Consider the following 15,309-nt stretch of genomic DNA (forward strand, 5'->3'; position numbering starts at 1 on the left):
TGTGGAGGAGGCTTTCGATATTCATGGCAGGACTGATTATGTTCGATTTTATCCCTCGGTCAATCATCAAGAAGATACAAGATCACACTCAAGGAATAGGTTGACCCCAAGTCGCGATGCAAATTGAAACAAGATTGAAAGTTCACTATAACGGGGAGTAAGGGGATGGTCCCCACCTGGTCTGCAAAACCAGCGTTATAGCCATAAAATGGCTATTGTGTGTTCGATTCGCACTACTCCCCTCCAAAATTCATGAAAAAAAGGAGAAATTATGTCATCAACACAGTTTGAGATTAAGAGTTATCCCGATATGTGGGAAAGTCTGGGAATGGATGTGGCAAGGTTTGAAAAGATGCGCTGTGTTTTGGGAGATGTTTTTCAGACTACGTTTCTTTCCCAGGAAAACCGTCCGCAGCGGATGGACTATTTTAACTGGATTGTCTCTGAAATTCACGGAGGCCGTATCAGGGAGATACTGGATGCAAAAAAGGAGGGCCGCCCGGTTGTGGGCACCTTCTGTGTGTATGTTCCGGAGGAGCTTGTTATTGCAGCAGGAGGTATCTGTATCGGGCTCTGCGGAGGCTCACAGGGTCCGATACCTGATGCAGAAAAAACCCTTCCAAGGAACATATGTCCCATGGTCAAGTCCGCTTATGGGTTCAAGGTCGCCAAGGTCTGCCCATATTTCCAGTCTGTTGATTTTGTGTACGGAGAGACGACCTGCGACGCCAAGAAAAAGACTTGGGAGTTGCTTAACAGAGAAGTGCCGACCTATGTGATGGAGATACCTCAGATGAAGCGAGAGAGAGACCGGACCCTCTGGTTTGAGGAGGTTAAGGACTTCAAGGCACAGATAGAGAAGGTCACCGGCAAGACAATAACTGCCGAAGCCGTTACTGAGGCAGTTAAGATCATGAACAATAAGAGAAAGGCCCTACAGCGTCTGAACAGGCTGCAGCACCACAATCCATCGCCCATAAGCGGGAAGGATGTTCTTCTTATTGAGCAGATCGCATTTTACGATGATCCCGTGCGGTTTGCAGAAAAGGTGAATCTGCTTTGTGATGAACTGGACGAAAGGGTCAAAAAAGGTATAGCCGTTGCTCCTGCCAGTGCGCCGAGGGTCCTGGTTTCAGGCACGCCTATGGCGATGCCGAACTGGAAGGCCCACAACCTTGTCGAAAAGGCAGGCGGCATAGTGGTGAATGATGAAAGCTGCATCGGCACCCGCTATTTTAAAGACCTGATGGATGAGAATATGACTGACCTTGACAGTCAGCTCAAGGCACTGACTGACCGGTACATGAAGATAGACTGCTCCTGCTTTACGCCAAATGACGACCGTGTTGATCAGGTTCTGAAGGAATATCGTGACTCCGGCGCACAGGGTATTCTTCACTATTGTCTTCAGTTCTGCCATACCTATAACATCGAGGCAATCAAGATCAAGGAGGCCTGTGAAAAGGCAGGGATACCGTTTCTTGCAATAGAGTCGGACTATTCGCCCGAGGATATCGGCCAGATGCAGACCAGGATAGAGGCATTTCTTGAGCAAATAAAGGGCTGACATGGTAGTTGGAGTTGACCTCGGATCAAGGACAATCAAGGTAGCTGCTGTTGAAGACAGCCGCCTTGTTGATTTTCGGATAGCTGAGAGCGGCTACGATCCTCATCGCCAATCCCTTGAAATGATAAAGGGATATCATCCGGCAAGAATTATTGCAACCGGATACGGCAGGCACCTTGCCAAGAGACATTTTGCTGATGACGTGATCACTGAAATAAAGGCGCATGCGCTGGGAGCCCGACACTTTTTTCCGGAATGCAGGACCATTGTTGATGTTGGAGGCCAGGATACCAAAGTCATAGCGCTTGACGAAAGCGGCAAGGTGCTCAATTTTCAGATGAATGACAAGTGCGCTGCAGGAACAGGAAGGTTCCTTGAGATTATGGCCTCGTCGCTCGGGTATGGCCTCTCTGAATTTGGCGCAGAGGCACTGAAGGGGAAAGGTGATGTCAGAATCAGTAATATGTGTACCGTCTTTGCCGAGTCAGAGGTGATTTCGCTCAAGAACCATGGGACACTCCCTGCTGATATTGCCAAGGCAGTGCATATCTCAGTTATTGAGCGGCTGGTGGCTATGCTTGCCCGTGTCGGATACGAAGACACCGTAGTCTTTACAGGAGGGGTGGCAAAGAATCCGGCTGCTGTAAATCTCCTGAAAGAAAGACTGGATATAAGAATACTGCTTCCGGAGCCTCCGGATATTGTCGGCGCACTCGGCGCTGCGCTTTATGGAACCTGATGATAAGGATGTGCTTATGATTGACAGCTCAATAATGCTTGATGATACTACCTTTGCGAAAGAGATGCTTGCAAAGCCATCGTTATCAAATGCTGACATGGTATTCGTTCTTCGCAATCTGCTTCGGATGAAATACTATCCTGTTGCAGTAAAGTTCTTCTTTGATCAGGATGAACTCAAGATTTTTAAGCTAAATACCGAATTCAAGGGGTCGGCCCATCCGTTTACTTTTTGTCACTATCTTGCTGCCTCGCGTCAGAGAGGTGATATCCTGCTGACTGAGGCAAGGGGGATAGGATGTACAAATGCTCAGTATGTATTTGGCTGGCGGGAGTTCGATGAATCGGAAATCAAAAGCCATCAGAAATATGCGAAGGACAAGGCCCAGGCCGAGCGGATAGCGAGAAATAAAAAGCGATTAGGGCAAAGGCTTCTTGCTATTGCAACTGCGCCACTCCATAAAGCGTCTTATGTTCCTGATGTGATGCATGGGGTTTGCGATGTGCTGCAATCCTATCACTTGGGCAATGACTGGTCAGCAGCAATGGATACCTTTCCGTTTGAGATGACAATGACTGCGAACAGCTCTGCATGTCACGGGGCTGTGTCTGTTTTCTTGAATAACAGGCCTAACATTACACCCATGTGCAGCGGTAGCTACACAGCAGGAAAGACAGAGCAGGGCGAACTCAACTGGATTTGGCCAGGAGATCAGCTTGAGCCTACTGTAAGATGGATGCTTGAACGCACAGTGCGAGACAAAGGGGTGTCTTTCCCTCGCACGGGGGAAACATATCCCGGCTTTAATATGTGCAAACTCTGTCCGTTTCTTGTTTGGACAAAACCAAAAGAATAACGCAAGGAGATATCATGAATACAATGCATAGGAAGGTTGCCGGTTATCTGTTGTTCTGCCTGCTCGCTCTCGTTTCTCAGGCAGCAGCGGATTACAGCCTCATTGATACAGCTCAACTAAAGGCAATGTTCGACGCCAAGAAAGATTTTACACTTGTAGATGCACGGACAAAGGAAGAGTATGATGAGGCCCACATTGTGAAGGCCATTAATGTATCGGAAAAAGGCTTTGAGTCTTCGTCATCTCAATTACCTTCCGACAAGAACGCTCTCCTCGTCATATACTGTAACGGTGTCAAGTGCGGGAAGAGCAAAAAGGTCGCTGCCAAGACAACGGCCGCGGGATATACAAACATCACAATCTATGCTGATGGGTTCCCCGTATGGGAAGAAAAGGCATTGCCCATAACCGCAGGGCCTGATTATAGTAAGAAAATTGAAACAACCAAGCTCAAACCGGCAGAGCTGAAACAGATGATCGACAGTAGTGCAAAGGACTTAGTTATTGTGGATGTTCGGGATGAGTCTGAATATCGAGAAGGGCATATCCCCACTGCCATAAACATTCCGGTGGAAACTTTTGCAGCGAAGTCGGAAGTTCTGCCAAAGGAGAAGAAGATCATCGTTTACTGTAATACTGGCGGGAGGAGTTATACTGCATATAGAAAGCTGATGAAGCTGGCTTATCCGAATATATATCAGACAATCTTTGCTGACTGGAAAGAGGCAGGGCAGCAGGTAGAGAAATAGGAGGTTAACATGGTAATCGACGCAAGAGATCAGGGCTGTCCGAAACCGGTTATGATGGCAGAAGAAGCCCTTTCGAAAATCAAAGAAGGCATTATCGAGGTTATTGTTGATAATGAAGGTTCGGCGGATAACCTTGCATGGTTTGCAAAAAACCATGCTTTCTTTTCCGAGACAATCAGAGACGGCAACGACTGGCGCGTGAAGATAGTGAAAGGTTATGCATGCGCGCCCACAGCTGCGACCGAAAAAGCACAGGCGTCTGAGAAAACCTTATTTCTTGTGGTAGGTACAGATACGATGGGAAAGGAAGAAGAGCTTGGCAAGATTCTCATGAAAGCCTATTTTGAGACCATGAAGACCTACAAGCAGATTCCGCACACAATCTTTTTTCTGAACGCCGGCGTGAAACTTACCACTACCAATGCCGACATCTATCCGATTCTGAAAGAGATCGAGGCTATGGGTGTTGAAATGTATTCTTGCGGAACCTGCCTTAAGCATTACAACCTTGAGGGCGAGTTGAAGGTTGGACACAGAGGAACAACAAACCATATCGTAGAGGGCATGAAGGATTTTGATAAGACCGTATGGATTTAGCATCTTTAGAACGTCTTGCTGTTTTGCGGCATAGTAGGAGCGCAGTCAGCTTATCCAGTTGAAAAAAATGCATGCAATAGTGCTTCATAGGTGATATGGACATCTATCAGCTTCAGGTCTTCTCTTCGGTATACAGGCTTCGCAGTTTTTCAAGGGCCTCGGAAGAACTCCATATCACCCAACCTGCAGTCAGCATGCATATCAAGAGGCTTGAAGAGGATCTTGGTATAAGGCTCTTTGATCGCTCAGGCCAAAAGACTATTCCAACAAAAGAGGCGGTCGTTCTCCATGAGCGTGCAGAGGAGCTCATAAGTAAGCTCAATGACATAAAAGACGACCTTAGACAAGAGAAATCCGATATAGAAGGCCTCCTGACCATAGGAACAAGCAGTTCAACCGGCGCCTATATGATCCCCTTTATCGCTGCCGAGTTTCAAAAACTCCATCCGAAGGTTTTTTTTCAGCTGGTTGTAAAGGGCGCCCCTGAAATCTATCGCCGCCTGATAAGCGGAGAGCTCCCTGTGGGCGTGGTCGAGGACAAGAAAGAGCGCGAAGGGATAGTTGTGCAGCATTCGATTATAGATGAAATGGTGCTTGTAGCTGCGCCTGAGCAGATCAAGAAGAAGGTAATAACCCCACTGGGTATCTTTCGCATCCCGCTTCTTATGCGGGAGGACGACTCGGACGCCCGAAAGAGCATGGAGAAGCAGCATATGCTGCATAATATAGCTCTCAAGGGGCTCAATGTTGTGGCGATACTCGGTTCCACCGATTCTCTGAAGGAGGCTGTCAAGGCAGGACTTGGAGCTGCGATCATCTCAAGGTTTGCAGTAAAAGGAGACCTTGAGGCAGGGCTCCTGGAGGAAATTCGCATCCGCGGCGTGAAAATGAAAAGACCCCTATATGTAGTTTCGAACAAGAATAGAACCCTGCCTCGAATCTACCAGTCCTTTCTTTTATATCTCAAGGATAAACTTCCTTCTTCCTGATATCAAAAACCTATAAGCACCGATTATAGCTTTTGCCTTTCACTATTAATATTTACAATTAGACTGCAATTTTCTCCAGCCGTTATTATATAAAGACTCTTTATAACCTACGTTAAGCAAAAAAAGGCTGTCATTCCGGCAGTCCTTAACCCGGAATCCAGCGTTTTAAAGATATTTGGATACCGGATCAAGTCCTGTATTACGAAAAAACAATTTATATGCTGATTCTAAATAGCAAAAAGGGAGAGATATTATGAAAAGATCGAATGTGTTGATACTAATGTGTATAGCTTGTGCCATTGCGCTGTTTAGCTCTGTCGCCTTTGCAAAGGAAAGACAGGGCACGGTGACAATTCAGATGAATGTAAATGCCCCTGCTGATGCAAAGAATGTGCGTGTCTGGATTCCCTATCCTATGTCCGACAGGAATCAGGACATAACAAACGTGAGCGTATCCGGCAATTACGCGGCATCAGCGGTTTACAGCGAGCCCAAAAGCAAAAGCGCTATGCTTTATGCGGAATGGAAAGAGCCGGCAAAGGATAGGACCCTGATATATACATTTACAGCAAAACGCAGTGAAGTGATAATGAAAGATATACCGAAGAAAGAACTGCCGCTTTCAACAGAGGAATTCAAGACCTACCTTGACAACTCCTGGCTCGGCGCTTCAGAACCGAAGGTAAAGGCCGAGGCCGCAAAGATCATAAAAGGCAAAAAGACTACACAGGCCAAGGCCAGGGCGATTTATGACTGGGTGGTCGATAATATGAGACGTGATCCAAATACGAAAGGCTGCGGACTCTGTGATGTCGAAAGGCTTCTTACAGAGAAGGCAGGAAAATGCGCTGACGTGCACTCTGTTTTCACGGCGCTCTGCCGGGCTGCCGGTGTGCCTGCAAGAGAGGTATGGGGAATAAATCTTCCGACAGCTAAAGAAGGTGATATGACCAAGATGCAGCACTGCTGGGCCGAGGTATATATCCCCGGTCAGGGCTGGGTTGTTGCTGATCCTGCGCTTGTTCATAAGGCGGCGCTGACCAAGAAGATGACTCCGGAGGAACTGAAGAAGGCAAAAGAACGTGATTATTATTTCGGTTCTATCGATGAAAACAGGATACAGCTGGGCCGCGCCGAGCATGTTGTGCTGAACCCGCCCCAGTCCGGAGCGCCTCTTATTTATTTCATGTATCCCTATGCTGAGGCGGACGGCAAACAATTGGGTGAAGACCTCTTCGGCTTTAATATCGGCTACAAAATAAGTTACAAGGAATAACGCGGACGGCAAAATGAACAGTAAGAAAATATTGTTTATTACCCCGCCCTACCACTGCGGAGTTGTCGAGGTGGCAGGCAGATGGGTGCCGCTGACGTTTGTTTATCTTGCAGGTGCGGTCCGGAAGGCAGGCTTCGAGCCGGTGATCTATGACGCAATGACAAAGCATCATGGCTTTGCAGAGATCGAAGAGCGAATCAGGAAGGAAAACCCAAGGTTTGTTGCGACCACAGCGATAACCTCTACCGCCCCGGATGCGCTTGAGGTGCTGCGTATTGCAAAGGATATAAATCCGGAGATCATTACGATTATAGGTGGAGTCCACCCCAACTTTATGTACGGGGAAATACTTTTAAGCGGCTCCTGCGACTATGTGGTGCGGGGTGAAGGAGAAGAGACACTCCCTGACCTGCTTATATCGCTTCAGGAGGGCAGCAACCCTTTACGCGTGGCCGGAATCGCATACAAGGAGGGGCATAAGATCCTGGCTACCAGCAAGAGGCCTTTTATTGAGGACCTCGACAGTCTTTTAACTGCGTGGGACCTCATCGAGTGGAAGGACTACCGCTATTTTGTTATTCCAGGAAGCAGATTGGGAGCGGTCAGCACTTCGAGGGGCTGCAACCATAACTGCACCTTCTGTTCTCAACAGAAGTTCTGGAACCAATCCTGGCGCGGCAGGAAACCTGAGAGTGTCGTTGCAGAGATAGAAGAGCTCTATACCTCATACGGAGTGAATGTTATTTTGCTGCCGGATGAGTATCCGACAAAGGACCGGCAGAGGTGGGAGAGGCTGCTTGACCTTCTGATAGAAAAAGGCCTTGGTGTGCATCTGCTCATGGAGACCAGGGCGGAGGACATACTGCGCGACAGGGACATCCTTCATAAATACAGGGCTGCGGGGATCATTCATGTGTACATTGGGGTGGAGGCCACAAACCAGGCGACTCTTGACCTGATAAAAAAGGATGTATCTGTTGAGACCGGGGTTGCTGCGCTCAATCTCCTGCATGCTCATGGCATTATCACCGAGACGAGCTTTATTCTCGGGTTTCCTCATGAGACGAAAGAATCCATCGAGCGGACCCTTTCTCTGGCAAAGCATTACAATCCTGATTTCGCGCATTTTCTTGCCCTTGCACCGTGGCCTTATGCGGACATGCACAAGGAGATGAAGCCTTTCATTGTAGATAAAGACTACAGGAAATATAACCTGATAGATCCGGTGATCAAACCTGCGGCAATGACACTGCATGAAATAGACCGCGCGATAATATCCTGTTACCAGCAGTTTTATATGAGCAAGATGACCGAAATCATGTCTATGGATGACAAATTTAAAAAAGACTATCTTATCCGCTCCATGAAACTGATGATGTCGAGCTCCTTCATTAAGGACAAGATAGGAAGCCTCGGCGTCATTCCGCCCCAAGTCATGACCCTTCTTAAGACAGTGGAGCAGTCATCTGTATCGGTTGAAGGCCAGTCGGACTTCGTTCTTATGGCCGCGAGATCGATTGCTATCGATGCGCCGGTTGATGCGGTCTTTAGTCTTGTGGCGGATCCTGCCAACTGGCCCAAGTTTATCTCCGGGCTCACAGAGATCAGAGGAATTGATTCCGACACGATAACCAATGGCAGTTCCTTCGGCTGGACGTACAGGATCGGCGGATTCACTGTCAGGGGCAATGGCACAGTAGTTGATTATGAAAACGGCAGGGCGCTCACACTCCGGATGCATAACATGATGCCGCTCGAAAAGACAATCCGGTTCGAGGAGTTCGGGGCAGGCACAAAACTCTTTGCTGAGGTTGGCCACCGCTCGCCAGGAAAGGCGTTAAGTGTTGTATTCAATCTTATACGACGGACTGTAAACACCATGGAGGCCAATGCAGTCCTTGCAAAGGTTAAGGAATTATGTGAGGGCAGGAAGGAAACCGAAATGCCGGTCACTTCAAGGTGTCCGGTTAAACGCTTTCTGTAAGGAAAATGCTCCATGTAAATAGCTGGGCATATCTGCTGGCTGCCATACTGATTGATGTAGTCATCACCACATCGATGATTTGTCGCAGGGTTTTGCGAGGTTAGTGCCCTCAGCTCTGATCATCATTTTTTTATAGCCAGGCGGTCACAGCATCGATGATATCATAAAACAACTCTTTCGACCAACTGATCTGACACCAACTGATCAGGAATAGGATCATATTGTCTGATATGAACGTGAACAAGTATACTTATAAAGCGTTATTATGATAGGGAGGAACAAATGAAATTTGCTCTAACAGTGATTAAAAATAAGGTTATTGCCTTAAGGTATGTGTCACTGATAGTTCTGTGTTTAGTAGCGGTTGTCGGTACCGCAATTGCCATTAACTCGGTTAAGGAAGGTCTGGTTGAGTATGTCGGCGCGCAAAAAGATATCTTCAAATCCGGTAAGGCTGCAAGCGTCATATCTCTGGAGGACTTGGCAGATAAAAAGGGCCTTTACGCAATGGGACCAGTTGATGGGCTGGATGGCGAGATCACCATTTTTAATTCTATTCCCTATATCACTAAAGTGCGCGGCAATGATTACACGCTGGACAAGACATTTAAACACGGCGCGTTCTTCCTCGTCTGGTCGGAACAGGCAACTTGGAATGACGTGAAGGTGCCAGTAACGGTAAAAAGCTATATAGACCTTCAAAAGTTTGTTAAAGAGCAGGCTCGGGATGCAGGAATTGATGTAACAAAACCTTTCCCGTTTCTGCTTGCCGGGGCGCCTGCGGAGATCAAGTGGCACATTAATGTGGATCGCACCGAGGGCAAGCCAATCACCAAGGAACTTTTTTTGAAGTCAAAGGAGCCCTATATCACAAAGAATGAGCCAGTTGATATTATCGGGTTCTACTCCGACCATCATGCAGGCGTGTTCCTAACCCAGTTCTCTCCTGCAATCAAGGAAGGCTCCGGCATGGAAAATATGATCCATATTCATCTGATATCGAAGAAGAGCAAGGCCGCGGGTCATATTGATGACATTACGTTTGGCTCTGACATGGTGCTTCGTTTACCAAAACCTGGAATTACCCCGATTCAGTAGACATTCATAAACTACCACACGCAGTCGCCTTTTCGAATTTGGTTAGGCGCGTGCCCGAATACACAAATACAAACGCGCAGACAATAAATTCAATCCAAAGAAGCATCCTTCACCTTGCCCTGAAAAAAATTAAATGCAAATATTTTCCGCAGTTTTTATAATACAGGCAATGAAGCTTATCTTAATAGCACTGGCCTGTCTTGTTAGCATTTTTCCTGCAACGGGTATGTCATCCTCTTTATCAGACATAGGCTATCAGGGTACGCATATCCTCACCCACGGGGCACTTGAAGACCTGGCAAAGGCTTTTGAGAAAAAATACGGTGTTCATGTTTATGTTAAAGGCGGCGGGTGTGCTGACGGCATTGCGGTTGTGGTTAAAGGTGAGCATGAGATGGGCGGTCTATGTTGCCCCTTGCCGTCGGAGAAAGCTCGGAAACTTAACCTGATCCAGCATAAGATTGCGGTTGATATCAAGGCGGTCATGCTGCATCCCAAGAACCCTTTGAACAACCTTACCCTGAAACAGGTGGCAGACATACATAACGGCAAGATCACCAACTGGAAGCAGGTCGGAGGGCCTGAGAAGCCGATTGCCCTGATTTTTAGGGACCATTGCAGGGATATGGCGGAACCTGTACGGGAAGTGCTCGGCATAAAAGGGCCGGTAGCAAAAAAAGCTATTGTCGTAAAAACAGACAAAGAAGTTATCGAATATGTGGAGAAGTTCCATGGTGCGATAGGCATTGCTCCCAGGGTGTTCGCACAAGAGGCGAAAGTGAAGATAGTGAGCGTTGACAAGATCGTTGCCACTCCTGAAAATACTGAGAAAGGCTTGTATCACCTGAAAGGTGACCTTTATATCATTACCAAGGGCCAGCCGGATGGGCTCACAAAGAAATTCATGGACTTTGTCCTGAGCGCTGAAGGTCAGGCAATCATCGGCAAAAACTTTGCCAAAGCGAAATAAAGGATTTAATGAAGGACCTATGGAATAAACTGTCGATCAGATATAAGATCATCTCGATCATTGTTGTCACCATCCTGCTCGTCACAGTCACAATTCTTCCCGCTGTCTCTTACGTTGTCAGAGACGCCCTTCTCAATCAGCAACAGAACCATCTGGAGAGCGTGAAGAATCTTGTCACAAAACTCTTTGAGGACTACCAAAGCAAGCTTACGAACTACACAAAGCTTTTCAGTAATGATAGGGAGATAAAAGATAGCCTCTTTTATCACATCGAGCTTTCCGGTGAACGCGAGCACCCATTGAGAGCTATAACCCGGTTGTTCAAGTCGTTTGATGTCAGCACCCTTGAGATCGGCGATATTCGGGGCCGGGTCGTTGCTGTTGCTGAAACGCCTGACAGGTATAACGATGACAGGTCACAGGATTCGCTCATAAAAACCGCACTTCTGGGCAAGGTGATGTCCGGCATCGTGCTGACGAAGCAGGGATTCATCATTAAGGCATCAGCTCCCATCTTTTACAATGAGAACCAGATTATCGGTACAATCACCGCCGGCATACTCCTTGATGACAGTCTGCTTTCAAAGATAAAGCTGTTGAGCAACACCGATCTTGTTATTGTCGACGCTTCAGGCAGTGTCATATCTTCCACCCTGAAGACTCAAGGGCAAACTGATAGCAAGACTCTTTCAGAAAAAGACCTTTCAGGCAAGCTGCTCATAAAGTTTCCTCTCACCGATAAGACCAATGCTGCTATCGGAACCATTATGATCATTCAGGAAGACAGGCTGCCGGGTATTATTTCGAAAACTCATCTGACCCTTCTGCTGCTCCTTCTGACCATATCCGCCGGGTCGGTCTTTGTTCTGTTCCTTGTACTGAACAAGGTGATGCGGCCTGTGGTAGAACTACGCGAGGGAGCCGAAAGAATCGGAAAGGGAGAGTTCGGTCACAGGATCGAAATTGCATCAAAGGACGAAATCGGCGAGCTTTCAGTGGGTTTTAACAAGATGGCTGCGAATCTTGGAAAAATGCGGAGCATGGAGGAGCGGCTTTATCAGTCTGAGCGGCTTGCGGCAATCGGCAAGTTTGCCGCGGGCATTGCACATGAGATAAATAATCCCATTGGTAACGTGATCGGCATTGCCAAACTAAGGCTGAGAAATACTGAAGACCCTGCTGCGCGGGAGGACCTTGAATCGATCATCAAGGATTCGGGCAGGTGCGCAAACATAATCAAGGACCTGCTTGTATATTCCCGGCAGTCCTCCCCGAAGAAAGAGATGACATCGCTGACCTTTCTTATTGACGGTGCAATTAAAACTGTAATGAATCAGGCCAACTCAAAACAGATCGAGATCGTCAGGGAGATTGATACCGGTCTTCAGGATATCATTGTCGATCCGCTCCAGATGAGCCAGGTGCTGAGCAATATCCTGCTTAATGCAATCCAGTCAATTGAATCATCCGGCAGCATTACGATCAGGACTGCCGTCATAAGCGATAACATGGCCGAGATTTCGATATCGGATAACGGCATCGGCATCAAGGATGAGATTAAGGACAAGATATTCTATCCGTTTTTTACAACAAAGGCAGTGGGCGAAGGCACTGGCCTGGGACTTGCTATTAGTTACGGCATAGTCCAGAACCATGGAGGCGAGATCATTGCAGAGAGCGGAAAAGGAAACGGGAGCACTTTCAGGATCAGGCTTCCCATGGGAGAAGGAAATGGATAGGCCGCTCAGAGTCTTGGCTATAGACGACGAAGAGACCATGCTGAGGATAATCAGGCGGTCTCTTGAACCAGAGAACTGTGTTGTCGAGACTTTCGGCAATGCCTCTGCTGCAATAGAGAGACTTCGCAGCGGTGACCCTGTCGATATTGTAATAACAGACCTCATGCTGCCGGACATTGACGGCTTCAAGGTGATTGAGGAGGCGCATAAGGTTGACAGAAACATATTCGTGATCGTGATCACCGCCTATTCTTCTGTCGAGTCTGCAGTAAAGGCTATACGATCAGGCGCATATGATTTTATTCCGAAACCCTTTGACCCCGAACATATAGCGATCGTTGTCAGGCGGGCTGCTGAAACACGAAGTCTGAAGCTCGAAAACATAGGCCTGAAAAGACAGCTGGAGGGTCTGCCGGGCACAGGCGAAATAATAGGCTCAAGCCTTGCTATGCGCCAGGTATTCAGCATGATCGAAAAGGTCAAAGACACAGATGGAACCGTTCTGATCATAGGGGAAAGCGGTGCCGGCAAGGAGCTTGTTGCGCGGGCAATCCATTATGGCAGCAAAAGGGCACAGAGGCCCTTCATAGCTATCAATTGTGGCGCACTGCCTGACGAGCTTCTGGAGTCCGAGTTGTTCGGTTACGAAAAAGGCGCATTCACCGGGGCGGTTAATAAAAAAACAGGCCTGTTTGAGACAGCTGACGGAGGCACGTTGTTTCTCGATGAGGTCAGCAGCATAAGCCCGATGATGCAGGTAAAGCTGCTCAGGTTTTTGCAGGAGCGGACCTTTATGCGGCTCGGGGGTAATGAAACTATAGGCGTTGAAGTCAGGGTTATTGCAGCTACGAATGAATATCTTAAAGATGCCGTGGACAGGGGAGCCTTCAGAAAAGACCTTTATTACCGGTTGAATGTCATCCCAATCGAGATCCCGCCCTTGCGGGAAAGAAAAGAAGATATCCCGCTTCTCATCAGACATTTTATGAAGAAATTCTCTTCCAAAATGGAGAGGAATATCTCAGGCATAAACAGGGATGCAGAAGAGCTACTCAAAAGATATAAATGGGAAGGCAATGTGAGAGAGCTTGAGAATGTTATTGAAAGGGCGATTACGATGACGGATGATCATCTCATCACCACGGAGGACCTGCCCGATGAAATCAAAACTGAAAGTGAAGCACTGCCGGCAAGTTCTGCAGCGTATCCAAAAAACCTCACCCTTTTCGATCTTGAACGGCTTCATATTGCGGATGTTTTAAAGTCCGTAGGCGGCAACAAGAGCAAGGCTGCCCGCATTCTCGGAATCGATTACAGCACCCTCCGCAGGAAGCTTAATGCCATGGACATATCCGTAGAGTAAATTGCGCTGGTTAGTGCATTTTGCCTCAGTATTTTGCCCATAGTCCAAAGGCTTACGTTTCCCCTCCCTCGGTAATCTGCCTGTTCCAAGCCTTTTCTGCACAATAAATTGGAGAACTCACTTCTGGCATGATAGGTGCAATAAAACTCGTGCGTGGAGGTGACAAAGAACTTACAATGTATTGTCTTTACATAATAATCAAAACCAACCTGAGGAGGTAATGTATGAGGAGATTTCTAAAGTATTGTTTTGTCGCCTTGATTGTCGTTGGCCTGAGCAGTCTTGCGTATGCAGCGGTAGCAAAATGGATCTTCGTGCCGAATGCGGCGTCAAAGACCCTTTCATTTGTTGATCCGCAGAAGGATATGGTCATTGGCCATTGTGAGACCGGGGCTACAGGCTGGCTTGCCTGTCTTACGCCTGATCTGAAAAAAATCTATGTCGGTGAAAACGGAGGCGACTCTTTCACGGTTATAGATGCAATGACTCACAAAACCCTGAAACACATCAAAACAGGAAAGAACGTCAAGCATCCGCTTGTAACCCCTGACGGCAAGTATGTTCTTATCAATCATACCGGCGAGGTGAAAGCTGTCCTCTTTGATGTCAAGACCGACAAAGAGCTGAAGACCTTTGCTGTTGATCACCAGAACAAGGAGCAAAAAGGCCCGTTGATGATGCACTCAGCGTTTACCTGGGACAGCAAGTTCGCTTTTGTCCAGTAACAAGCAGGTCTGGATTGTGTATGAAGGCAACGATGCTGCTAAGATCAAGCCGTCCGTTTCGATTGTCGACATGGCCACCTTTAAGGAGGTAAAGAAAATTGAAATCCCTACCTCTGAGGGCGAGGTTATTGAAGGCCATCACGGGATATTCACACTGGACGGGAAATTATTCTATTACTGTAATCGCGGTCCTGGTCCGAAATTCGGCGGTTCAACTGTTGCGGTTATCGACGTTGCACAGCAAAAGGTCATTAGAACCATCAAGGCTGCAAATGGCGTCGGGCATCCGTATCTGACCCCTGACGGCAAGTATGTCGTCCTTACACCTTACGGCTCCAATATCATTACCATCGTTGATGCCGGCACCGGTCTCAAGCTCAAGGACGTAGCAGTCGGCAGCGGCAACCATGTAGGCCATATCGTTTTCAGCGCTGACAGCAAGAAGGCCTATGCGACGAATGCCTCAGACGGTGCTTTGTATGTTATCGATATGCAGACACGTGAGGTCGTAAAAGGCATTCCTACAGGCGACAAGGCCGCGCAGGTCATCAACACATACACCAATCTGTTTGAGGTGCCCGGAGTATACAAGCACGCTCACTAATTCATAGAAAGGGACGGCCTAAGTATATTCAAGGCCGTCCCTTTATTGATCCA

Annotated in this window: 14 protein-coding genes; all 14 read left to right on the forward strand. The window is 47.6% G+C overall.

Annotated elements, in window-relative coordinates:
- Nucleotides 1-271: 271 nt before the first annotated feature.
- Nucleotides 272-1,567 (forward strand): 2-hydroxyacyl-CoA dehydratase, encoded by a 1,296-nt coding sequence (locus tag HZB31_00805; GenBank protein MBI5846493.1) that lies wholly within the window; start codon nucleotides 272-274, stop codon nucleotides 1,565-1,567.
- A gap of 1 nt (nucleotide 1,568) precedes the next feature.
- On the forward strand, nucleotides 1,569-2,306 hold the full coding sequence (locus HZB31_00810; protein MBI5846494.1) for a 3-hydroxyacyl-ACP dehydratase: 738 nt from the start codon (nucleotides 1,569-1,571) through the stop codon (nucleotides 2,304-2,306).
- Nucleotides 2,296-3,162 carry a DUF169 domain-containing protein gene (locus HZB31_00815; protein MBI5846495.1) on the forward strand — a complete coding sequence of 289 codons (867 nt, stop codon included), beginning with the start codon at nucleotides 2,296-2,298 and terminating at the stop codon, nucleotides 3,160-3,162. Before HZB31_00810 ends, HZB31_00815 begins: the two co-directional genes overlap by 11 nt.
- Before the next feature lie 14 nt (nucleotides 3,163-3,176).
- Complete coding sequence (locus HZB31_00820; protein MBI5846496.1) at nucleotides 3,177-3,911, forward strand: rhodanese-like domain-containing protein; 735 nt, start codon at nucleotides 3,177-3,179, stop codon at nucleotides 3,909-3,911.
- 9 nt (nucleotides 3,912-3,920) lie between these two features.
- Entirely contained in the window at nucleotides 3,921-4,508 is a 588-nt protein-coding gene (gene yedF / locus HZB31_00825) for a sulfurtransferase-like selenium metabolism protein YedF (protein ID MBI5846497.1), read from the forward strand.
- Nucleotides 4,509-4,603: 95 nt separating this feature from the next.
- Nucleotides 4,604-5,497, forward strand: coding sequence for a LysR family transcriptional regulator (locus tag HZB31_00830; GenBank protein MBI5846498.1), 894 nt, complete (start codon nucleotides 4,604-4,606; stop codon nucleotides 5,495-5,497).
- Nucleotides 5,498-5,750: 253 nt separating this feature from the next.
- On the forward strand, nucleotides 5,751-6,773 hold the full coding sequence (locus tag HZB31_00835; protein MBI5846499.1) for a transglutaminase domain-containing protein: 1,023 nt from the start codon (nucleotides 5,751-5,753) through the stop codon (nucleotides 6,771-6,773).
- 13 nt (nucleotides 6,774-6,786) lie between these two features.
- Nucleotides 6,787-8,757: a cobalamin B12-binding domain-containing protein gene (locus tag HZB31_00840; protein ID MBI5846500.1), complete on the forward strand. Its 1,971-nt coding sequence runs from the start codon at nucleotides 6,787-6,789 to the stop codon at nucleotides 8,755-8,757.
- 282 nt (nucleotides 8,758-9,039) lie between these two features.
- Nucleotides 9,040-9,855 carry an acetolactate decarboxylase gene (locus tag HZB31_00845; GenBank protein ID MBI5846501.1) on the forward strand — a complete coding sequence of 272 codons (816 nt, stop codon included), beginning with the start codon at nucleotides 9,040-9,042 and terminating at the stop codon, nucleotides 9,853-9,855.
- 169 nt (nucleotides 9,856-10,024) lie between these two features.
- Nucleotides 10,025-10,825 carry a substrate-binding domain-containing protein gene (locus HZB31_00850; GenBank protein ID MBI5846502.1) on the forward strand — a complete coding sequence of 267 codons (801 nt, stop codon included), beginning with the start codon at nucleotides 10,025-10,027 and terminating at the stop codon, nucleotides 10,823-10,825.
- A gap of 8 nt (nucleotides 10,826-10,833) precedes the next feature.
- Complete coding sequence (locus HZB31_00855; protein MBI5846503.1) at nucleotides 10,834-12,564, forward strand: HAMP domain-containing protein; 1,731 nt, start codon at nucleotides 10,834-10,836, stop codon at nucleotides 12,562-12,564.
- Complete coding sequence (locus HZB31_00860) at nucleotides 12,557-13,927, forward strand: sigma-54-dependent Fis family transcriptional regulator (GenBank protein MBI5846504.1); 1,371 nt, start codon at nucleotides 12,557-12,559, stop codon at nucleotides 13,925-13,927. Before HZB31_00855 ends, HZB31_00860 begins: the two co-directional genes overlap by 8 nt.
- Nucleotides 13,928-14,151: 224 nt before the next feature.
- Nucleotides 14,152-14,652 carry a hypothetical protein gene (locus tag HZB31_00865; GenBank protein ID MBI5846505.1) on the forward strand — a complete coding sequence of 167 codons (501 nt, stop codon included), beginning with the start codon at nucleotides 14,152-14,154 and terminating at the stop codon, nucleotides 14,650-14,652.
- Nucleotides 14,642-15,256, forward strand: coding sequence for a hypothetical protein (locus HZB31_00870; GenBank protein MBI5846506.1), 615 nt, complete (start codon nucleotides 14,642-14,644; stop codon nucleotides 15,254-15,256). Before HZB31_00865 ends, HZB31_00870 begins: the two co-directional genes overlap by 11 nt.
- Nucleotides 15,257-15,309: the final 53 nt, after the last annotated feature.

The sequence above is a fragment of the Nitrospirota bacterium genome (assembly GCA_016235245.1).
Classification (GTDB): domain Bacteria; phylum Nitrospirota; class Thermodesulfovibrionia; order Thermodesulfovibrionales; family UBA6898; genus UBA6898.